The organism is Dermabacter sp., from assembly GCF_032550575.1.
GTDB lineage: Bacteria > Actinomycetota > Actinomycetes > Actinomycetales > Dermabacteraceae > Dermabacter > Dermabacter hominis.
Genome location: NZ_JAWFZC010000011.1, coordinates 1 through 21,052 on the forward strand (window position 1 = coordinate 1; position 21,052 = coordinate 21,052).

Sequence of the window (21,052 nt, forward strand, 5' to 3'; positions counted from 1 at the left end):
ATCCCCTGGGCGAAATGCGCCTGGTAAGCAGAGTTTTTGAAATGTAAGGCCTTTGAATAAGACAAAAGGCTGCCTCATCGCTAACTTTGCAACAGTGCCAGCAGCCATTCTGCTTGGCGACGCCGCCCTCTCCCTCAAACCAGTCCCCTTCATCGAAGCCTGCCTCAGCGGCGTCAAACTCCCCAAGGACTGGTGGTGGGCGCTCATTGTCATCAAGTGCCTCGCCGCCGTAGGACTCATTGCCGGCCTCTGGTTCCCCGGCGTAGGAATCACAGCCATGATTGGAGTCATCGCCTATTTCTGCGCGGCCGCAGCAGCCCATGTCCGCGCCCACTTCCTCGGTAGCGCATTCTGGATCAACTGCTTAGGCATGCTCGCATTCTCCATCGGAGTACTGATCCTGACGCTCGCACTGAATTAAGACACCAGTCAACCTTTCACGGCTTCCTGAAGGCAGATACATCATTGCACCTCTTGAATGATGACTTGATGCTTTCAGCACAGACTGTTGGAATATCGACTGGCTTGCTTCACAGCAGGTTAAAGAAAGCTGGTGTAATCGAAGTGCGGCCTAGACGCGCCCACTTGTCACCTGATAAACGTGCCCAGGCCGTGGAGCGAGTGCTTGCTGGTGAGAGCTGTCAGACAGTGGCTGATGCTATCGGTGTGCATCCTTCTACCGTGTATGGGTGGATAAGGAAGCAGCGGTATGCGAAGTTACGCCGGCAGCGACATCGTCGAACGCCTGATGAGGCGGTGGTGTCTTTGCCAGATACAGGCAAGAAGCTGGGTAAAGATTCTGTTATGCCAGCACCGATGAAAACTCAAGCCGTTGATGGATTTCCTAGCGGCGTATTCGACAAACACGCCTTAGTAGGGCGTGGTCGCAGGCTTACTGTTGAAGACCGTGTTGCTATTGAAGCGGGATGTCGTGTCGGTGATTCGGCACGAGCCATCGCGCAGAAAATAAATAGGCACCACAGTGTCGTCGCTCGTGAAATCACCCGTAATGGTTGGAAGATCGTCGATGAGGACGGCACAGAGCAGCTGCGGTATAACGCCCACAACGCTGCTGTTTCTACTGCTGGTCGGATGGTGCGGCCAAAACTACGCAAGCTCGATGAAAGCCCAACGCTTCGGGGTGTAGTAGTCGATTGCCTTGCCCGCAGGTGGTCACCTGGGCGCATTAGTGCATGGCTTGAGCATGCTTTCAGCGATGATGAAAGCATGCGTATTTCCCACGAAGCGATCTACAGTGCCTTATACATTCAAGGCAAAGGCAGCCTGCGAGCCGAGCTTGAAGAAGTCATGAAGACTAAAGACGTACTTATCCGCGGCGGCTCAACACGCAAGCGTCGTGCCCGAAACGCTGGCGTGTTAACCGGTCGCCCTTGGATCAAAGGTGCTGAGATCACCCACCGCAGCCCGGAAGCTGATGACAGGGCTATTCCCGGGCACTGGGAGGGCGACCTTGTTATTGGTAAAGGTGGCAAAAGCGCGCTGATTACCCTAGTAGAGCGCACCAGCCGTTACACCCTGCTTGGACACCTTCCCGATGAGCACAGTTCACACACCGTGGTCGCAACCCTGCAGGACATGGTCAAAGACCTCAACACCGAGCAGCTAAAGACCATCACATGGGACCAAGGCGCAGAAATGGCTGTCACAGCACAAGTCCAGATTAAAGACGGCTGCCAGGTGTTTTTCTGTGAACCGCGCTCACCGTGGCAGAGACCAACCAACGAGAACACCAACGGCGAGATCAGGCGCAGGTTCTACAAAAAGGGCACCGACTTTGCCACCGTCACACCCGAACATGTCGCGTGGGTGCAAAATGAGCTCAACGAAACACCCCGACAAATCCTCGGCGGCGCAACCCCACGTGAAATACTTAACGAACTATTCAAGCGTGGCGCATCCACCGCTTGATTCCGCCCCCGTCCTTAAGAACCTTTTCGTTAGCGTTCGTGGCCGGATGTAGTGCCGGTGTTGTTGGTGCGGGTCCTGCTTTGATAGTCGCGGCCGACTTGTTTGATTTTGTCGGGCCTCATGCCGCTCCAGGTGTCGGTTGATGTTTGGACGATGGGGGCTTGGGCGAGTCCTTGTGCCTTGAAGTTTTCGACGAGATCGGGTCGTTCGCTCAGGTCGATCACGAGGTAGTCCACGCCCATTTTGTCGAACTGTCGTTTCGTAGCGGCGCAGCCCATGCAGTTCGGTGTCGTGTAAATCGTGATGTCGGCGTCAGTGACTTGCGCTGTTTCTTGTGCTGTTTCTTTTTCGGCCGGCTGGCCTTGCGCGCCGAGCTGCTGGTCGAGTTCTCGAGCCGTGATCGGCTCAATGTTGTGGGCGCGTAGTGTCGCGCCGATGTTGATGTCTGGAGCATTGAAGCCGGCGCGACGTAGCTGATCGAGGACGGCGGCACTGTCGTGTTGTGTGGCGGTAGTGGGGAGTGTTTCGCGCACGATGATGGCGTCGAGAACGGCGCGAGCTGCCGCAGTATCCGAGGCGTTGTTCATGCGCGCAAAAGTGTCGATGGTGGTGGTTGCTTTCGCGATCATGTCGCGAACGGTTTGCGGATCGTTGTAGTGCAACGCGGTGCGCGCACGAGTTGCAGTCTCAATGGCGAGACCGGCAAGACGTTGATCGGTAAGAAGCTGTTCGCGGTCCATGATCTTTCCCCCTTGTGTGGAGTTGAGCGGTTAGCTCTCGGGTTGCTGTTGCGGCTGAGTGTCTTTCTTTGATGCGCGACGCCGGCGCGGCTTGTTGTCTGGCTTGGTGAGGCCAAGTTGTGTCGTGAGTTCCGTTGTCTTCCAGCCACCTTTGACGGCCGCGTTAAACGCTTCGCTGTAGTCGCGCTGTGCTTGTTCAAAAGCCTCACGTGCTACTTCGAGGTCACGGAAAGAACGGGCGGCGGTCCGCGCGAGTTCCGTGCGGTTGTCGAGAAGTGAGCGGATGCTGTCGTCGATCTGTTCGTCAGTAAATGTGTTCGTGTTCATATCTCAACGCTACCGGAGGAGAGGGCGAGGGGCAATACCCAAAGTGAGCCCCGAGGCGCGAAGCGCGCCGGGGCAAGATGGATATTTAGCACGGCTAAATACATCTTGCCCTTGCGCTAGCGCGCGGCGGGAGGCCACACTTGTGGTGTGGTCGCCACGTTCGGTGGCGTCGTTGCACTAGGCCGGGAGGTTCCGCTATGGCGGGGGATGCGTTCGCAGTTGCGCGGCGGGGTCGTCGTCGCGCGAATGCGTCGAGTTCGCGGTCTCGTCGGTTGGAGTTGAAGCTGACGGAGGAGGAGTTTGGCCTTCTTGAGGCGTTGGCTGAGGCGCAGGGGGTGTCGAAGCAGGCGGTGTTGATGCGTGCTGTTTTGACGGGGGGTCCTGATGCGGCGGCGCGTGTGGATCGTATGCGTGATGAGCTTCGTGGGTTGCGGTTGTTGTTGGCGAATGTTGCGAACAATATGAATCAGTTGGCGCGTCAGGCTAATGCGTTTGCGCTTGGTGGTGAGGAGCCGGTGACTGCGGGGGATGTGCGGGTTGTGGTTGATGATGCGGCGCAGCTTGTGGTGAGGATTGAGGAGTTTTCGGAGCGCGCGAGGGCAACTGTTGGGGGTAGTGATGTTGGCTAAGCAGTTGTCTATCTCGAAGCGCTCTGAGTCGGTTATTTCGTACTTGTTTGGTCCGGGTCGCAGCAACGAACATGAGAACCAGCGAATCGTTGGTGGGTCGGAGCTTGTCGTCTCTCATGGGGTGTTTGATCTTCCTCGTGATGAAGAGGCGCGCTTGTCGCTTGCGACTGAGCTCGATGGTTCGTGGCGGCAGGTGAGGCGCGAGCAGGGCTTGCCGGTGCGCGCGCGGTTTATGGATCGGGGTAAGGGTGCTGCAAAGGCCGCGCACGTTTTTCACGCGACGTTGTCGATGGCGAAAGACGAGGGCACGCTCACGGATGAGCAGTGGAACAAAGCGGCAGAGATGTTCGTGAAGAAAATGGGGTTCATTGACTCTAGTGATGGCGCGGATTGCTCATGGGTGGCTGTGCATCACGGTGCGTCAAAAGAAGGTAACAACCACGTGCACATCGTCGTGAACTTGGTGCGTGAGGACGGGCGCCGGGCGAACATTCACCAGTCGAAGCGGCGTACCGCGCGTGCTGGCGCGGAGGTGGCGAAGGCGATGGGGTTGCGGTCAGTGTTTGAGGCTGAACGTTCGTCGGGGATCGGTAATGTGTCGCGTGCTGAGCTGGAGCGTGCGCAGCGTGAAGAGCGCGATGCGGACCGTCGTTTGATCCGTCGCAAACTTGCTGTGGCGGCCTGGCACGCGGACAGTGAGGCGGACTTCGTGCGCCGTGCGCGAGGCGCTGGCGTGCTTGTGCGGCCACGTTTTGTGAAGGGCGGGCGTGGCGCTGTGGAGGGCTACAGTGCGGCCCTGGCGAAGGCGGCAAAGCCGGTGTGGTTTGCGCCGTCGAAACTTGATCGTTCACTCGGGTTGCCGATGCTTCGTGAGCGTTACAAGTGGACGCCGGCGATGCAGCAGGATGCTGTTTCCGTATGGCGCGATAGCAGCGTGCGAGCGCTTGGTGATGGCGGGCATGTCGTTGGCGTGGAGGATGCCAAGCGCCTACAAGTACAACTTGCCTATGGCGAGGCGCGGCACGTGCGAGGCGCCTTGTATGACACTAGTGCGTTGCTGAGCGCGTATGCGCTCGAAGTGGAAGGAGATGCGCGAGGGGCCTTCGCGCGAGCGTCGGATGCACTGGCGAAAGCCGCGCAGCCGAACCGAGGCACGGCCTCGAGCGCGGTGCGCGAGAGCGTGCAAACAATCTTCACGCTGGCGGCCGTCAGTAGTCGCAACCCGGTGGCCGGTTCAGCGGCGATGGTGATGCAGATGATGCGGTTAGTGGAGTCCATGCAGCAGCGCGTTGCGGCCCACGAGGAGCTGGAGAAGGCTAGGGCGCAGTTCAACGAGGCGCTGGAGCCGTTACGTAGTGAGCGCGCAGCACTGGCCCAGCAGGCGCGTGCAGAATCGTTTGCGGCATTGCCTGACGATGCACGCGAAGCACTCGCCACGGCTTTTCCGGGCGAGCGTGAACTTCGCGAAGGACGCGGAGCGCGCAGCGGTCCGCCGGAGCCGAGCGGGCAGAGTGCACGCAAGCCACCACGCTGGCGTGGTGTGGGGGCGCCGTACGAGGTGGATAACAGACCGGAAATTGAGCGCTAGGAGTCAGTGATGAATGTCGATGTGGAAGATGAACTAGTCAATGACGGCATGCGCGTGGTGCGCACGATGACCACCATGGGCATGAGGATGTATGAACTCGTGAACCGTCACGCGAGCGAGGTGGCGCGCCGTCAGGCCGATGCGCACCGTGAGGCCGCACGTGTCCTCGAGCAGCAGCAGCGCGCCCAGCAGCACGCCATGGAGATGCTTGTGCGGCCGGCCCTGAGTGAGCAGTGGTGCCAGAGGGCCGGGGATCGAGACCTCGCGACCGCGTTCGTGTATGCGGAGGCGTGGAAGGACCGCGATCCGGTTGCAGAAGTCGCTTATGGAAACCTTGCGGAGGAGATCGGTAAGCGAGGCGTCGAGCTCGAAGAGTTCGCCAACGGTAATGTTCCCGAGCATGCACTGGAAGAGATGCCCGAGCCGAGCTTCGATGTGACGGACGAGGAGCAGGCGCAGGTTGCCGAAAAGATGTCGGAGATTCGCGAGCACGCCACGCAGGCCGGGCAGGAGTTGCCGGAGATGGCCCGTACGGACCCGAAGTTCTTTGCGATGACACAGGTGATTAGCGAGGAGCAAAAGCGGCAAATGGCGAACCTTGCGGAGACGAGCGGGCGCGACTTCGCCGTGCAGACCTTCGAGGGGTACCTTTCGCAGGATCAGCGGGCGAAGATGCGCGCGTGGGAGGAAATCGCGAAGGCGGAGGCGGAAAAAGCCGAGGCGGAACAGCTACGCGGCAACGCCGAGACCGAACACGCTACCGAGGCCGGCGTAACTTCCGAGGGTGAAAAGGCCGAGAAGGAAGCCGACGCGGCCGCAACGAAACTAGACGGGCGGGGCGAGGCCCGCGAGTCATTCGCGGAGCAAGAACTGGCGGGCAAAGGACAGTTTCGGGACTATCCCGGTGAAATCTCTGATGCGAAGCTAGCGAGCGTTGATCCCGATGCCGCGAACGCGCGGCAGGTGTCACGCGCGGGTCGAGCAGAAGCCCTCACCACGGCCTTGAAGAACTCGCGCCGACGCAGCAGCGGCAAGGCCCGCACCCGCGCCCAGATCAGCGAACGCGAGCAGGAGCGAGACCGCTAAGTGTACTGACCGGAGACGTTGATTGACCCGCGTGGGTGCTTTGAGCGTGAGTCTGGACCGCGCCCAAAGCACCCCGAAGGTTCAAGCGGTGAGCTGGCCCGTTGCCAGAAGTGCCATCACGATGAGTCCAACGGGAATGCGCCACGCCGCGAACCAGGCGAAGCTGTGATTGGCAACGAACTTGAGTAGCCAGGCGATGGAGGCATAGCCGAGCAGAAAGGCGATGGTGGCACCGACGAGCAGTTGTGGCGCCGAGGCCGCCTGTCCTGCGGTGGGTGCGAAGGCGTCCGGGAGGGAGAACAAGCCGGAGGCGAGAACGGCTGGGATGGCGAGGAGGAAGGAGAATCGGGTTGCAGTGGCCCGGTCCTGGTTGAGGAACAGCCCCGAGGAGATGGTGGCGCCCGAGCGCGAAACGCCGGGGATCAAGGCGAGGCACTGCGCAAAGCCCATGATGACGGCGTCACGGATGGTGAGTTCCTCCTGATCGCGCCTCTTGGTGCCAGTGCGTTCGGCGATGATGAAGACCAGGGAGAACAGGATCAGCATCGCGGCGGTGAACCAGAGGTTGCGCAGGGCACCGCGGATGTAGTCCTTGCCGAGGTAGCCGATGATGCTGACGGGCAGAGTTCCGAGGATCACCATCCAGCCCATCCGGTAGTCCGGGTTGGTGCGTTGGTCAGCGTGCAGGATGCCTTTCAGCCAGCCGGTGGCGATGCGCCAGATGTCCCTGGCGAAGTAGACCAGGACGGCCAGCTCAGTGCCGAGCTGAATAACGGCAGTGAAGGATGCTCCCGCGTCCTGGCCCCAGAACATTTCAGAGATGATCCGCAGGTGGCCCGAGGACGAGACGGGGAGGAACTCGGTCAGGCCTTGGACGATCGCGAGGACAATGGTCTGCATCCAACTCATGTCGGTGGATGCTTGAAGCAGTGAAATTGGCATGGTGTTGATTCTGTCAATCGAGCATCTCAGCTCGGATCGTTCCTGAGAACGAACCTGTTATCCGCCCCTGGGATGAGCGCTGCGGGGTGAGTTACTCTCTCGAGGCCCGGTGCAGGGATCCCACTGTCCTCGCCCCTGCCTACTTAGGTGTTGGGTCGGATCATTCTCGGGCCCGATGTGGGATGAGTAGTGCATCGTGAAGACTCGTGGTCATGATTGAAGTGCAGAACCTGACCAAGCGCTACGGCGCAACCACCGCCGTCAATGACCTCTCCTTCACCGTGCCTGATGGAGCCGTCACGGGGTTCTTGGGACCTAATGGTGCCGGGAAGTCGACCACGATGCGCTGTTTGCTGGGTCTCAACAGTCCCACCTCTGGGTGTTGCACCGTGGACGGTCGTTCCTTCCATGACAATGCCGCTCCGGCTCACGTAGCGGGGGCGGTGCTCGACGCGTCGTGGTACCACCCCGGACGGACAGGACGTGGGCACCTGCAGACAGTTGCGGCGTCGGCGGGGATCGCCCAGAGTCGCGTCCGCGAGGCGTTGGCGATGGTCGGACTCGAGAAGGCGGCCGGCCGCCGTATTCGCGGCTACTCGCTGGGCATGAAGCAACGTCTGGGACTCGCAACAGCCCTGCTGGGTAATCCTCGCAACCTCGTTCTGGACGAGCCTGTCAACGGTCTTGATCCCGAAGGGGTCCACTGGATGCGTGACGTGTTGCGGCGGTCCGCCGCCGATGGCAAGGCCGTTCTGGTCTCCTCCCATCTGCTGTCTGAAGTGGAGATGGTCGCCGATCGACTCGTCGTGGTGGGTCGCGGTGAGCTGATCCGTGAGTCGAGCATCGAGGATCTTCTCGCCTCCAGCGCGCAGCGCAGCATCGTGCACACCACCGATGACGTCCGGCTGCAACAGGCCCTCCATCAACGCCAGATCCAGCATGAACAGCTCGGTCCACATCTCGCCGTGGAACATTGCAATCAGCTGCCCGACCCCCGGGCCCTGTCCCAGCTGTGCCGTGACCTCGACCTGCTGGTCCTCGAACTCCACCAGGACCGCACCAGCCTCGAGGATCTCTTCCTCCAGCTGACCGACGCCAGCTCCGAATACCGCTCCGAGAACTGAGACCAGCCATGATCAACGCCATCCACGCAGACCTTCGGCGCCTCGCAACGCTACGTTCCACATGGATCTACGCGATCCTGCTCACCGGTGCCTGTTATGGCCCCATCATCCTGATGACCCTTCTCTACAACGTCGAGTACGCCGGCCCCATCGACGCGGGCGACCTCGGCAAGTGCGCCAGCATCTTCCACATGGTCGCCATCGTCTTCGCTGGCGCCACCGTTGCCACCGAGATCCGCAATGGCTCAGTGGGGATCAGCTTCCTGACCCAACGCCGCCGCTGGACCTCACTGGCCAGCGGAGCCGTCGTCGGCACGATCTTCCTGACCGTCACCTACGTGGTGGGGATGGCTCTGGCCATCCTGGTCGCCCAGTTCTACCCCGACAGCATCATCATCGGGTCTCGCGGCTGGCCCTACCTGGCGGCCCAGCTGCTCGTCATCCTCATCTGGGCTCTCGCCGCAGCCGCCCTGGCCGTGACCACCAGATCCATCGCTGCCAGCGTCGCCATCCCCATCGTGTGGATGTTGCTCATCGAGAACCTCATCGCGATGGTGCCCATGCTCAAGGACCTCATCAACTGGATGCCCTTCAACGCCGGCCACGCCATGCTCGGCCACGTCCTCGGGGAGTCCACAGCCAGCCCCTGGCCCGGAGTCATCGTCCTCACCGTGCTCACACTGCTCGCAACCACAGCAGCAGCAACCACGCACACACAACGCGACATCCCCGCATAACCCCGACCAAGGCCCACCGCCATACCCGTCAAGGAGAGTGAATGCCTCATCCCAACGCTGCCCTCACCCCTCGCCACCGCCTCCGAGTTGCCCAACTTGTCGTTGACCACGGCTGGCCGATCAGCGAGGTCGCCGCCCGATTCCAGGTCGCGTGGCCGACAGCAAAACGCTGGGCCGACCGCTACCGCGCCGGTCAGTCGATGCAGGATCGCAGCTCACGACCCCACCACTCACCGAACAAGACGAGCCAAGCGACGACGAAGCGCTGCATCCAACTACGCCTGCGCCTCCGAGAAGGCCCAGTCCAGTTGGCCTGTCGGCTCGGGATCGCGCCGTCAACGGTTCACCGCATCCTGTCCGACGCGCACCTCAACCGCCTGACGCATGTCGATCGTGCCACCGGCGAGCCCGTCCGCCGCTACGAACACGACCACCCCGGCGCCATGCTCCACGTCGACGTGAAGAAGCTCGGCAACATCCCCGACGGCGGAGGCTGGCGCTACGTCGGCCGCCGCCAAGGCGAGAAGAACCGAGTCGCCACACCCGACAAACCCAGGAACAAGTACCGGGACCCGTTGATGGGCAAGGCCTACGTCCACACCGTCATCGACGACCACTCCCGCGTCGCCTACGCCGAGATCCACGACGACGAAACCGCAATCACCGCCACGGCGGTCCTCGTCCGCGCCGTCGAGTGGTTCAACGCCTGCGGCGTCACCGTTGAAAGGGTCCTTTCCGACAACGGCGGCGCCTACCGCTCACACCTGTGGCGAGACACCTGCGCCGAGCTCGGGATCACGCACAAGCGCACGCGGCCCTACCGGCCGCAGACCAACGGCAAGATCGAGAGATTCCACCGGCCCCTGGGTGATGGTTGGGCCTATTCCCGCTGCTACTCCTCCGAAGCCGAGCGTCGCGGCGAACTCGAGGGCTGGCTGCACTACTACAACCAGCACCGGCCCCACACGGCCTGCGGGAACCAGCCGCCTTTCTCACTATTGATCAACGTCCCCGGTCAGTACAGCTAAGGCATAAATGTCTCAGCCGTCCGGTCACCGTTGGCGATGATCCCGCTCTCATCACCGAACATGCCAACAGGGGGTGTTTTCACGGGCCACATCTTCGGCTCACCGTGTTCACCCGAGATGGCGTCACATAGCGCGAACGTGCCGTTATCGCGGGTCAGGGAGCTCATGATGGGGTCAGCGAAGTCGCGCCACCACACGGCCATGCCACTAGGATCCCCGTGACGGTGCGCCTCGAAGGACCTCCAAAGCGCGTCAAGGCGACTAATGGCCTCACTGTGCCGCCACCAGTACGCACACCAGCGCACACCAGCAGTGGTGTGACGCCATGAGGGCAACAGAAATTGCTCCACGAAGTCGGCACAGTTGGAGTAGGCAAGTTCCGGTTGTCCGGGAGCTTGTTGCATGGCGGGGTCCATTAGTCCTTACCCTCTGCGTTCTTCTCGAAGTAGTCGCGGGAGGCGGCGACGCTATCGGCGTACTCGCGTGTCCACCACGGGATAAGTTTCACCAGTGCCGGCGGGTTGCCGGAGCTGAACACGAGGGCCCGGCCGGGAGGTAGGGAGCCAATCTCGGACACATCCAAAATTTCCTCTCGCCGAAGAGAGGTCGAGGTGGAGCTCCCCGAGCGCATGCTTGTGGACAGGGACGAGGAGCGCACGTCACGCTTGCCGACGAGTTCGGAGAGTTCCCGCAAGAAACCGACTTCGGCAACGCCTGCGCCGACCATGCGAATGTTCGCGGCGGACCACATCTTCTTCATGCCCCCTTCCGTCCATGCCTCCACGCCTTGCGTCCATGACTGGAGAAACACCGACAGGATGATGCCGCGTGAACCGTAGTGAGAGTACAGGTCAGGCAGTTCAGGCCACCGCACGACGTTTGCGGCCTCATCGAGCGTGGCCATAATCGGGCGCGGAACGCGCATACCGGACGAGGCGGCACCAAGACGGTCCGCCGCATCGAGAGTCGCCATGGTGAGCGCCGCCGTGATTGCGCGGGCTGAGCCCTCACCTTCCTTAGACACCAGGTAGAGCGTGTCGGCCTTCGACTTCACGAACTTTTCGGGATCAAAGTGCGGGCGATTATCGTCGGGCCCGGTTTGCTGAATCCACGGCAGATACTCGGGGTTGCGCAAGAATGCGACGAAGGGCTGAGCTGTGCCGATGACACCATCTCGCTGTTTCGGGGTGAGGTCGAGAGTTGCACGTAACGTGCGGGCGACATCCACATACCCCTCCATGGAAAGGATATTGACCGGTTCGCCCGTGTCCGGGCGGGCCATCCACGTGATGAGGATCGACAGGGGATGTTTGCCGACGGCCGCAGCGAGCAGCAGCGCTGAAAGGTAGTCCTTGGCGGCCGCAGAGAAATAAGCGTCAGTTTTTGCGTCGCGTCCGGTAGCGGAGGCGACGAAAATGCCGGCGAGCCGTTCGGCAGTTTCGAGGTTGTGCACGAACGAGAGCGGATTCCACCACCACGTGGGCTTCTCGCCGACGAGGTTTTGAATGTCGTAGACCCGTACGAGGCCGCGCTCCGAGCGCGGTCCGCGCGTGGCGTCAACGATGTCGCGCTTGTTAGATGTGACGATACTGGGACCGTTAGTCTCCATGACCTCGCGGATAGCCACGGAGCTTGTTTTGCCGGCGCGGGGGCCAAGGATGGCGATACGCACGTGCTCATAGCTGGAGGTGAGGACACTTCCACCGTTGACCATTTGCCCGATAGGGACCCCGGAGCCGACGTCAGTCACGCCGAGGCGTTCGGCGTCAGCGCGTTGCTTCGCCGCGCTGAGCCCGTCGAGATCCTTGCGCGTGGACATGTACCGAGCGGAGGAATCTACGCGCGAGCGCGAGCGTCGAGGCAAGACAATCGCGAGAATTGCGCCCACCACGACGAGGACGAGGACGGCCATACCGACCCCGAACACAGGCCACGAAAAGCGTTCTTGAGGACTGGAAGCAATCGTGGACGGATCAGATTTCGGAGCCGCGACAAAGCCAAGGACGACGACGAGGCCCACGGCAGCGAGGAAGGCGAGGGCAAGCAGCGCAGCAAGCCACAGGCCGCGACTTTCGCCCGGTTCTGCAAGTCGGTTCGGCCGGCGCATTAGATGACCTCCATGCCTTCTTCGATGGGGTTATCCTCCACCATGCGGCGGCGGCGTTCAGCGACTTCGGCAGACATCTGTTTCCATGAACGGTTGGTGTCGTTCACATCCCGCTCCAGGTCCGTCATGACCATGCGGAAGGGAGTGCCCGGTTTCTTTCCAATCTTCATGAGGAAGCAGCCGAGGCCAGGTGGCGCGGCCGCTTGACCCGTTTCCGGGTTGATCGTGACTTCACTGGACCAGTCCGTAATCATGGCCTTCTCCGTCTCCGAGAGGGAGAAGACTGTTTCGAGGTTGCCCATCTCGCCTTCCGCGAGACCGCCAAGCATCACCATGCCCGCACGTTCCACGAACCCCCACGCCATTTGGGTGAGTTCAGTATTTGGGAGCTTGAGGTCGTTCATGGTGTGGGTAATCATGATCTGGCCAACGCCCATGGTGCGGTTCAAACGGGTGAGGGAGTCAATGAAGTGCACAAGGCGCGGATCCGCGCGCAGCATCCTCCACATCTCATCCATGACGAGCACGTAGTGGCGTTCTTTTTCTAGGCCCGCAGCGGCGAGCCGCTTCGCGGCCGACACGGCCGAACTGCCGTAGGCCCAGCACACCTGCTGCACCGCGGCCTGCAAGGCCGCGTCCCCGTCCTCAATGGATGAAAGATCGAAAGCCACGGGCCTATCGAGCTTGATAGCCACTGTCGTAGGGCGCGCGAACAGATCACCGTAAGGGCCATCAGCACCGAGCTTACGCAGCACATCGGTGAGCCCCCTCGTGCGAGAGGAGTACACGGCCTTGTCACCGTGGTCCTGAACGATGCGAGAGATCGTCTCGTGGTGTGCTTCGATGAGCTCGAGGAGGTCCGGCAGCACCGGGTCACGATCCTTGATCGTCTCGTCAAGCACGCGCAGCCCGACCGAGACGATAGTCGACTCAAGCGCATCGAGGCTCCGACCGGCAGCCTGCTGCAACAGGCCCGTGACGGTAGCGACCTGGAAGGCACGAAGGTCACTGTGCGCCCGCGCCGCCTCATCGTCCGGCAACTGATCCAGTAGCGGATACAGCGGGCCGCGGTCCAGAGGGTTGACCGCATTACGGCCGGGGCCGACGGCAATCACCTGCCCGCCCTGAGCGCGTACGAGGTCCACGTGATCGGGCTTGAGGTCACCAAGCACCATGGGAAGCACGCCGTAGGCCTCCAGTACCGTTTCAATGCGCCGCGTGAGCGAGGACTTGCCAAGGCCGGGCCTCCCGAGAACGAACATTGAGGGGTTGGAGATCAGGTTCGCGAGGAAGTAGTGGATCGGATCCCCGCAGACGGGGAAGCCTCGCGTGAGGTGAATGCCCAGGGGAACCCCCACGACGGGGGTGGCTGAGCCCGTCACGAACGGCCAAAATCCGCACACCTGCACCGAGGTGCCCATGACCTCCACGGACGGTTCTACGCCCACGGCGCGGCCTGCACCGGGGCCGGCGTAACCGCGGGCGCCCGCATCGAGGCGTGCCGCCTCACGCTTTTCTCGCAAGCGAACTAGCCAACTTGTTTTCTTGTTTCCATGGTTGCGTTCAAGTGCGCGCGCGTCCTCTTTGCTAAGCGTCAATGATGCTTTAGGCGCCATGTCTCCCCCTGGGTTAGATCATGTTGTCCGTGATGGACGCGGGAATCGTGGTGTGCTCCGGAAGGACGATGCCAAGCGGCAGCCCTGCCACGAAGGCCGTGTCCTGCGAGCCGAGAGCAACGCGCATCCGCAAACGTGCCTGCGCGCTTTGCGACATAATCATTTGCTTTGCGCTTGGAAGGTCCTCTTCGTTCAACACGGTTGCCGTGACGACCATGCCGAACAACGTAATGCCGGCACCGGCGGCCTCCTCGTTGGCCATTTGCTGTGCGGCCCGCTGAGCACTGTTCGCCACGGCGGTATTTGTTTTCGCGTTTCTGGCAACGAAGTTCGCGTTACGGACACGCCTGTCTGCAATCAACGTCGCACGTTCAGCCGGGATAGGCCGATACAACAAGGCGACACGCTTGCGCGCGACCTTACGTTCAGGGGCGAGCAAGCGCGCCAGTGAGGTGTCGTAGAACGTGCCCTTGGGTTGCCCGCCAAGAGTCCACGAGACCGAGACGGCGCGGTCATGGTAGTAGTGGCCCAGTTCCGTCGCGTGGAAGGCTGGGCCGGCCTGATCCCACGTGAGGCCCGTGCCGCCCTGTGCGCGCTGTTCCTCAATGTCCGAGGCGACCGTGGGATCGTAGGCGGAACGAACATAATCGGTGAGGTCCTGCGAGGTGCACGGACGCACACTCGAGCCCGCCCCCGTGCTTTGCAGCCCGTCAATGAGCGAAGGCAGCACGTTGGAAATCTCCGTGGCCATCTCCTCACGTGAGCGCTTACGGCCGTTCTCCTTGCCCGTCCACGTGATCGTCACACGAGTAGAGATAGCGGGAGTTGCTTGCCCAAACCCCTTCGCGAGTTCCCCCGCCGTTGCTTGACCGAAGTCGCTAGCGTTCTCATCCACCGAGCTCAGGACAGAGCGGCGAAGCCGCAGCCCTGAATCAATCGAAGTCTCCACGACCACTGACGCCCCGACAATGCCCGTAGACGTGCCCAAATACGCAAGCCAGCCGCCCCAGTGCGCGACTTGAGAATCAATGCGCGACTGATCCACGAGCTCATTGCCCGTCGGGTGCACCTCCAGCACCACCGAGTGATGCGCCGTGGACGGAATTGAGACAAGCGCGAACGGCGTGCCGAACCCAGTGCGAAAGTCGCTCACCTCCGACTGCGCGCCGATGCCCGGCAAACGAAAGTCCCCCAGAGGAGTCTTCCCCGCGGGGCCGTTGAGCAAGATATTCGACTTCGCCTTCTTTGCTTTGCGCTGACCACGCTTCAACATAAATACCTCCCACGCTGTGCGGCCGTTGCCGCCAGGGATTACCGTCGGCAAAATCGCCAGCACCAGCAACGCCGCGGCGAGCAAGCCAGCCCACCACTTGATGAAATAGATGAACATGACGAACACGATGCCCACCAGCAGAGCGAGGAACGTCGTCATCGAAAGGCCCAGCAAGCCCTTACTCTTCGGGATCGTCAAGTTCCCGTACGTCACGCGCTGAGTCGAAGTTGCCACAGTTCCCCCTACTTCGTTTGTTCCGCGCCGCTTGGATCGTTATTGCCTGCGGCCTCATCCACAACACCGTCCGCGTTCATTCCCGGCATAGACGCCGAGGCGCGCAGAGGTTGAGGAGACGCGCTACTTGAGTCAGCGCCGGCCGGGCCAGTTTGACCATCCGAACCATCCCGACCGTCGCTACCACCCCAACCCGCGGGGCCAGCGACGCCGCTAGCGCCCTCGCCGCCTCGCTCTCCAGGTGTTCCCGTTCCCTGGCCGCCGTCAGCGCCAGAAGAGCCGTCACCACCGGACGCACCAGATGCACCGGAAGAACCGGAGGCGCCAGAAGAAGCGCTAAGAGTTTGAGTGGCACTTCCAGCAGTCGGAACAGCAGCGGACGAACCCGAGGCAGCAGCGGTAGCCCCGCCACCTCCAGCAGCCGCACCGCCGCCTCCAGCAGCAGCCGCTCCACCGCCCGCAGCAGCACCCCCGCCAGCAACAGCTGCACCAGCGCCGCCTGTAGCAGCAATCCCCACAACAGCAGCACCCGCAGCGACCGCCCCCGCACCAATACCGAGGCCGGCTGCACCGCTAAAAGCGTTCGAGACGCCGCGACCAGCGGGAGGAGCCACGAACTTGATAAGAGCCGGCAAAGCCAGCACACCGAGAATGAGCGTCAGCGTGCCCAGAAGAATCCCGGACAGTTCTGAGACAGCATCCGTGGGCCCGGGAGCGACGTTCTTAATCATGAGCAGTCCCACGACATAGATGGCGGCCGCCGTTGGTTTGTACAGCAGCATCGCGATAATCCAGCCCTGTGCCTTCGCAAAGCCCTCAGATCCGCCACGGGTCATGGAGGCCGCCGCCAGAGTCGGCAGAGCTACCAACAGAACCGCGAGGAGCACGTCCTTGAGAATCATGAACAAGAACTGAAGTGCGGTGGCGATCAGCACGATAATCCCGATAATCAACATCGCCGCCATAGGGATAGCGAAGCCACCCGAGGCGACAGTTGCCGTTCCTGCCGCTTGACCGGCCGCTAGGAACGGAAGGAGTGAAAGCAAGGAGTGGTTCACGTCCTCGCCTAGCGCTTGCTGGAGCATCCACACCGACATTTCATCGCCGGCCTTCGTCAGAACCGTGATGCCTGTGACGGCCGCGCCTTGAACAATCACGAGTTTCAGGATCATGACACCCAAGTCTCGAAGTGGCTCCATGCGCGCCGACCACGCCATCTGTCCCGCCGCGATCAAAATGCCCATGATCCCGAAGAAAGCCGTTAACGTCGTCAGATACTCCTGTGTCTGCACAACCGCAGCACCAACCGGATCATTCGGATCCAACGACTGCGACGGCGTACCAATCCACGCACCCATGAGCGCCGTGAATGTGTCCGCCACACCGCCTAGTACCTGGTTCGTGAAATCCTCAAGGACCGAGCCTACGGCATCCGAAACGCCGTCCTTGAAGTTGCAGACGGGATCCAGCCCGCAGTCAGCCATTGTTTGCGCTCCAGGGGGTGAATCCTTCTAGGTTTGCCGGTGCTTTGCTAGCTGGAGTATCGAACATCTTTGGCTCCATGACCCAGTGGTCGTCACTCCACTTCACGATAAAGCGCATAACCATAGTTGCGCTCTGCCCTTCCGGTGTTGTGACGTCCCAGGCGAGGTCTGCGGCAACTTCATCTTTTGTGGCCGAGCTGAAGCGGAACCCTCGAAGGACGAGGGTCGTGCCGTCCTGCGTTCCATTGGTTTCGGGCATGTTTGCAAAGTCTTCGGGGGTGAGCCATTCCTCGAAAAACCCGTCTGTTCGTCCTGATGCACCCGTGATGTAGGTCATGGCGAAGAGTGCGCCGGTTGGTGAGTGGGCGTAGCAGCCGAAGAGGTCACCTTCGCGCTTTTCAGGACCGTAGGCCTTGGACGTCGGTACTCCGATACCGTTTACGCTTACCCATTCATCGACGGGGGGCGCGGTGTTCGGGATCTTTTGGTCCCCGTCGGGGAGAGAGCAGCCGCTGTTGACGCCGCCCTTATCCGACGAGGCTGTGTCCTCAGACGGTGCGGATGTTGTTTCCTTGGTCCCCTCGCCGTCAGAAGGTTGCGCCTTCCCCCCTCCTTGTCCTGTGGGTGCTGGCTGCACTGTTGGCGTTTCAGGCTTTTGCTCCCCGGAGCAGGCGCCGAGTGCCATCACGAGGCCAAGGGCGCTTATGCTTGCTGCCACTTTGAGTGTCTTGCGGTGCTGCATCGTGTGGTCTCCTTCGTGCGAGAGGTTGATAGATCACGCAGCGTTAGGCGCCGAAGGCCGCGAAAATCGCCGATGCTGAACCAACGAGGACGGCAGCGATGATTGCGATCACGAGACCTTTAGCGGCCTGAATCTCGCGTCCCGACAGGGCGCTAAAGGCGAGCCATCCCGCACACACGATGAACGCGATGAGGCAGATAGCCGCTACAGCCCACGCGATCCACCCAGCGATAGTGGTGAGGCCTTCCGAGCCGGGAGGTGCGGTGGGGTTGATGTCAATTTCTGCAAGGATCAGTTCAGTTTTCAGCGCCTGGATCATGATCGGTTCCCTTTCGTCTGGAGGCGGTGTGCGTGTCGGCGGATGCTGTTGAGCAAGCGCCGTGTGCCTAGCGAGGTTGAGAGCTCGTGTGTCTCAACTCGGTAGGACTCAACCCATGGCATGTGCCAGCTATGCGGAGCCATGCCCATGAGAGTCTTCATGCGCGCCACTTGGCCCTTGGTGAGCCGTGGAGCGTCGTCAATGATGCAAATGCCCAGCAGTGGGAATGCATCGGCGTAGGCGCCGTGATGCCACGCCGTGAGCGTGTTGTGGAGGGCATCGAGGCCACGCCCGTGAGTGCGCGCGACAAGCAAGGTGCCGCCAGCAGCAGCCGGGGCCCACGGGTTCGCTTGCGGCCATGCCCCGTGAGTATCAACAGCGTCACTATTGAGGAGGGTGCACAGTGTGGTTGCGCCAGCGCCCCCGTGGACGCCTGCGACGTGAACCAGCGCTTCACCGGCGGCCGCGCGCTTAGGAATGGTTTCCGTCGTCTCATGCGCAATGTTCTGTGCCAAGGGGCTCGTCGGGCCATGAGCGATGCTCACGCCTTCTTCTGAGTGCTCGTCCGTGTTATCCGCGTTCGGTGTTACGTCAGGTGGAACGGAGCGGTTGATGAACGGATTTGTCGAGGACATCTCAGCTACCCCCTCACCTCGTATGGCAGAGTGTCACCTAGGTTTACGTGACAGACGATACAGGCCGAGGCGCGCTATTGCAACGGTTTATGCGAAATCATGTCTTTACGGTTGTTTATCTTCGTTTAGGCGTGCTAACATCCTTGTAACAGTTGGTAGCGGGTTCCTCGCTAGGGAGTTCGATACGATGGACGACATGGCAAGTTCTCATGATCCATTCGCGCAGCTTCCGAGCATCCTTACTGTTGAGGAGACCGCGGAACTACTGCGCGTGACCGACGAAAAGCTTCGCAAGCTCATTAAAGAAGGGACGATCCCGGCCGTTCGTGTCGGACGCACTTTTCGGATCTACCGCAATGAGTTGAGGGACGCCTTGGAGGGCACGCGCGTCACAGGAGATGACGCCGATGAGTCGCACACCGAGCGCTGAGACCTTCGACCCTTCGACAGTTCCGCCCTACCCAGTTCTCACCCTCACCGGCGCTGATAACCCGGAGAACGTCACGCTCGATGGGCAAGCGTTCACGGGGGAGGATGCCTACGACCAAGCACTTAGTAAATGCGTGGAGCGTGCCAGTGAACTCGGCGGTTCCGTACGGGTGCGCGGAGTGGACAAGGACGGCAAAGAATGGCCGCTCGTGGTCACCTCCAACGGAGAGATGCACGACCTTTCCACCCCAGCTACGAACCGGAAGAAGCGCCAAGGCTCGAAAAGCACCTCAGACGCACCCGCCACGAGCCGTCGCACGTTCCTTGCCGCAGCGATTGTGGGGGCCGGAGCGCTCACCGTCTTAGGTGGTGGCCTCGCAGGAGGCTACGCCCTCTATCGCGCAAAGCAGCCTTCCGCACCACCTCCACCACCGAAATATCCTGGCAAAGGCGCTCTTCTTCCCGTGCTCCCACCTGCCGGCGTAAGCGATAGTGCCCAGTGGGCCGTGAAAATTGACAAGAGTTTCACACCACGACTTCTGCCCAACTCACGGGTGGCCTTCATGACACCGGAAAAAGCCCTGATTGTGGTGGATGCCAACACTGGTCAAGTGCAATGGACGGCAACTGGAATCACGCGTCTGGACGATAAAGGCGCACTTTTGCCGCTCACGATCAACACCGTGCCCATGCTTGGCCTGGCAACGGGGCGAGGGCTCACTGTGTGGCGCATGGACAAAAACGCCGTCGATAGCTCCCAGCAGCTCGAGGTTGCTTATGGCACCGCCAATGTCTTCCCCTATTCCGAGGCGCCACTATGGGCACTTGGTACTCAAAGCGCGCAGTTCCTTGCTGGTGACACATTTGCCACCGTGGACATTCCTGTTCCGGCACGTGTGGCGGGAGTCCTTGACGGCAACGCCGTCGCTGTTGATAAAGGCGCGTGGCTCAGCATTACACCTGACAATTCCCCCACCACGCACGCACTCGAGAACACCCCCGAGGGCACCCTCGTCGATGCCTGCCTTATCGGCACCACCTTGCTCAGCGCGTGGGAAACCGACGACAACTACACCGTGGCCGCGCACCGCCTGCCCGGCGGGTACTTGATCGCCAGTGAAACACTCAAGGGCCGCGTGCCCAACAACGCCGACCCGCTCGTTTCCCCTTCGCGTTCAATGGCGGCATGGGCCGGCGTGCTCGTCCGCGAGGACTCCCTCACCCCACTAGCAAACTTGCAAACTAGTAAACAAGTACATGCGGCGTTCAAGCCGGAAGTGATTACCGACCACACCCTGTACGGCTCACTCGACTCGACTCCCACACGCGTGAACCTCAGCAGTCTTGCCGTATCCGCAGAAGCCGAAGACGTCGCGTTGCCGCTGTTCATGAACCAAGATGAGACCTTGGCCTACATCGTTGCGAACAAACTTGAGGACACAGTCCTTCACGCCTTACCTGCACGCCATGTGCCGGCAGCCTCCGATGGTGGTGGCGAAGCGTCCGATGGCGGAGGCGAAGCATCCGATGCAGGAGGTGCACGATGAAAAGACCTGCCACAGCTCTCATCACCGCGCTTATTGCCCTTGGGGCGCTGAGTGCGTGCGGCACTAAGGAACCGGCCCCGCAAGCGAGCGTAGAGGGCGCGGAGACCCCCGAGGCGAGCGCGAGCAGCCCCGCACCATCGAAGGCGAGCGATTCGGTGAGCTCACCGCAGGAGATGGACGATACCGAGCCTGACTCGGGACTCATCCACGCAAGTGAGGACGAAATCGCCGCCGCGCACAAAGGTGTTGAGGCCACGATGGCGGTGTGGGTGAAAGGGCAGAGTCTGCCGCAGAGGGAGTGGGAAGAGCAGCTTCGCGCGACTCTCGCGCCAGAATCCGTGGACCTGTCCTTGTCGATGTGGGGCTACAAGGTCCCCGACACGAAGGTTCTCGAGATTACCGCTGTGCGCGCGGATTCCGATAGCGCGACCTTCGAGGTGAAAACTGACGCGAGCACCTACCACGTCACGAGCCTTCGCCAGAGTGATGGAAAGTGGCTCGTGAGCGATCTTCGACCGGCAAGCTAACCGCACGAA

Annotated in this window: 21 protein-coding genes and 2 pseudogenes; 12 read left to right on the top strand and 11 right to left on the bottom strand. The window is 61.3% G+C overall.

Translation table 11 applies throughout. The features are described from left to right. Positions 1-94: 94 nt before the first annotated feature. The 3 genes and pseudogenes from E6X30_RS09715 (at position 95) to E6X30_RS09720 (ending at position 1,929) form a co-directional block, all read left to right on the top strand. Positions 95-421: a DoxX family protein gene (locus E6X30_RS09715; protein ID WP_316336130.1), complete on the top strand. Its 327-nt coding sequence runs from the start codon at positions 95-97 to the stop codon at positions 419-421. 68 nt (positions 422-489) lie between these two features. Next, a pseudogene (locus E6X30_RS10390) lies at positions 490-690 on the top strand (helix-turn-helix domain-containing protein); the annotation flags it as partial. Between the two features lie 19 nt (positions 691-709). After that, positions 710-1,929 (top strand): annotated as a pseudogene (locus E6X30_RS09720) (IS30-like element IS1513 family transposase). Between the two features lie 29 nt (positions 1,930-1,958). Here the strand turns inward: E6X30_RS09720 and E6X30_RS09725 are convergent. Both E6X30_RS09725 and E6X30_RS09730 read right to left on the bottom strand, forming a co-directional pair. Further along, a complete protein-coding gene (locus E6X30_RS09725) occupies positions 1,959-2,669 on the bottom strand; it encodes a glutaredoxin domain-containing protein (RefSeq protein WP_316336131.1) in 711 nt (236 codons plus the stop codon). A gap of 30 nt (positions 2,670-2,699) precedes the next feature. Then, entirely contained in the window at positions 2,700-2,996 is a 297-nt protein-coding gene (locus tag E6X30_RS09730; protein ID WP_316336132.1) for a hypothetical protein, read from the bottom strand. Positions 2,997-3,193: 197 nt separating this feature from the next. Between E6X30_RS09730 and E6X30_RS09735 the strand changes: the two genes are divergently transcribed. The 3 genes from E6X30_RS09735 to E6X30_RS09745 all read left to right on the top strand — a co-directional run bounded on the left by E6X30_RS09735 (position 3,194) and on the right by E6X30_RS09745 (position 6,299). Next, the gene (locus tag E6X30_RS09735; protein ID WP_396334974.1) at positions 3,194-3,625 is read left to right on the top strand and encodes a plasmid mobilization protein; all 432 of its coding nucleotides are present in this window, start codon (positions 3,194-3,196) and stop codon (positions 3,623-3,625) included. Between the two features lie 154 nt (positions 3,626-3,779). Further along, positions 3,780-5,213: a relaxase/mobilization nuclease domain-containing protein gene (locus E6X30_RS09740; protein WP_316336134.1), complete on the top strand. Its 1,434-nt coding sequence runs from the start codon at positions 3,780-3,782 to the stop codon at positions 5,211-5,213. 9 nt (positions 5,214-5,222) lie between these two features. Then, the gene (locus E6X30_RS09745; protein ID WP_316336135.1) at positions 5,223-6,299 is read left to right on the top strand and encodes a hypothetical protein; all 1,077 of its coding nucleotides are present in this window, start codon (positions 5,223-5,225) and stop codon (positions 6,297-6,299) included. Positions 6,300-6,380: 81 nt separating this feature from the next. Here E6X30_RS09745 and E6X30_RS09750 read toward each other — a convergent pair whose 3' ends face one another. Next, complete coding sequence (locus E6X30_RS09750) at positions 6,381-7,241, bottom strand: undecaprenyl-diphosphate phosphatase (protein ID WP_316336136.1); 861 nt, start codon at positions 7,239-7,241, stop codon at positions 6,381-6,383. Positions 7,242-7,453: 212 nt separating this feature from the next. On the opposite strand from E6X30_RS09750, the gene E6X30_RS09755 reads away from it, so the two are divergent. From E6X30_RS09755 to E6X30_RS09765, 3 genes are all read left to right on the top strand, one after another. Continuing rightward, positions 7,454-8,365, top strand: coding sequence for an ATP-binding cassette domain-containing protein (locus E6X30_RS09755; RefSeq protein WP_279109921.1), 912 nt, complete (start codon positions 7,454-7,456; stop codon positions 8,363-8,365). Positions 8,366-8,478: 113 nt separating this feature from the next. Further along, a complete protein-coding gene (locus E6X30_RS09760; RefSeq protein ID WP_316336137.1) occupies positions 8,479-9,102 on the top strand; it encodes a hypothetical protein in 624 nt (207 codons plus the stop codon). Between the two features lie 41 nt (positions 9,103-9,143). Then, the gene (locus tag E6X30_RS09765; protein ID WP_316336138.1) at positions 9,144-10,130 is read left to right on the top strand and encodes an IS481 family transposase; all 987 of its coding nucleotides are present in this window, start codon (positions 9,144-9,146) and stop codon (positions 10,128-10,130) included. Here the strand turns inward: E6X30_RS09765 and E6X30_RS09770 are convergent. From E6X30_RS09770 to E6X30_RS09805, 8 genes are all read right to left on the bottom strand, one after another. Next, positions 10,127-10,546: a DUF4913 domain-containing protein gene (locus E6X30_RS09770; protein ID WP_316336139.1), complete on the bottom strand. Its 420-nt coding sequence runs from the start codon at positions 10,544-10,546 to the stop codon at positions 10,127-10,129. The genes E6X30_RS09765 and E6X30_RS09770 overlap by 4 nt on opposite strands. Next, positions 10,546-12,237 (bottom strand): TraM recognition domain-containing protein, encoded by a 1,692-nt coding sequence (locus E6X30_RS09775; RefSeq protein WP_316336140.1) that lies wholly within the window; start codon positions 12,235-12,237, stop codon positions 10,546-10,548. Before E6X30_RS09775 ends, E6X30_RS09770 begins: the two co-directional genes overlap by 1 nt. Further along, on the bottom strand, positions 12,237-13,760 hold the full coding sequence (locus tag E6X30_RS09780; RefSeq protein WP_316336141.1) for a hypothetical protein: 1,524 nt from the start codon (positions 13,758-13,760) through the stop codon (positions 12,237-12,239). The genes E6X30_RS09775 and E6X30_RS09780 overlap by 1 nt, the downstream gene beginning before the upstream one ends. 106 nt (positions 13,761-13,866) lie before the next feature. Next, entirely contained in the window at positions 13,867-15,360 is a 1,494-nt protein-coding gene (locus tag E6X30_RS09785; RefSeq protein ID WP_316336142.1) for an SCO6880 family protein, read from the bottom strand. An 8-nt stretch (positions 15,361-15,368) separates the two neighbouring features. After that, positions 15,369-16,844, bottom strand: a complete 1,476-nt coding sequence (locus E6X30_RS09790) for a hypothetical protein (RefSeq protein WP_316336143.1) — start codon at positions 16,842-16,844, stop codon at positions 15,369-15,371. Continuing rightward, positions 16,837-17,586, bottom strand: coding sequence for a hypothetical protein (locus E6X30_RS09795; protein WP_316336144.1), 750 nt, complete (start codon positions 17,584-17,586; stop codon positions 16,837-16,839). Before E6X30_RS09795 ends, E6X30_RS09790 begins: the two co-directional genes overlap by 8 nt. A gap of 43 nt (positions 17,587-17,629) precedes the next feature. Further along, on the bottom strand, positions 17,630-17,905 hold the full coding sequence (locus tag E6X30_RS09800) for a hypothetical protein (RefSeq protein WP_316336145.1): 276 nt from the start codon (positions 17,903-17,905) through the stop codon (positions 17,630-17,632). Beyond that, positions 17,902-18,540 (bottom strand): DUF6668 family protein, encoded by a 639-nt coding sequence (locus tag E6X30_RS09805; protein WP_316336146.1) that lies wholly within the window; start codon positions 18,538-18,540, stop codon positions 17,902-17,904. Before E6X30_RS09805 ends, E6X30_RS09800 begins: the two co-directional genes overlap by 4 nt. Before the next feature lie 196 nt (positions 18,541-18,736). Between E6X30_RS09805 and E6X30_RS09810 the strand changes: the two genes are divergently transcribed. From E6X30_RS09810 to E6X30_RS09820, 3 genes are read left to right on the top strand one after another with little or no spacing between them, the layout of a single operon-like run. Beyond that, positions 18,737-18,970 carry a helix-turn-helix domain-containing protein gene (locus tag E6X30_RS09810; protein ID WP_316336147.1) on the top strand — a complete coding sequence of 78 codons (234 nt, stop codon included), beginning with the start codon at positions 18,737-18,739 and terminating at the stop codon, positions 18,968-18,970. Next, positions 18,948-20,516 carry a hypothetical protein gene (locus tag E6X30_RS09815; protein ID WP_316336148.1) on the top strand — a complete coding sequence of 523 codons (1,569 nt, stop codon included), beginning with the start codon at positions 18,948-18,950 and terminating at the stop codon, positions 20,514-20,516. Before E6X30_RS09810 ends, E6X30_RS09815 begins: the two co-directional genes overlap by 23 nt. Beyond that, positions 20,513-21,043, top strand: coding sequence for a hypothetical protein (locus E6X30_RS09820; RefSeq protein ID WP_316336149.1), 531 nt, complete (start codon positions 20,513-20,515; stop codon positions 21,041-21,043). The genes E6X30_RS09815 and E6X30_RS09820 overlap by 4 nt, the downstream gene beginning before the upstream one ends. Positions 21,044-21,052: the final 9 nt, after the last annotated feature.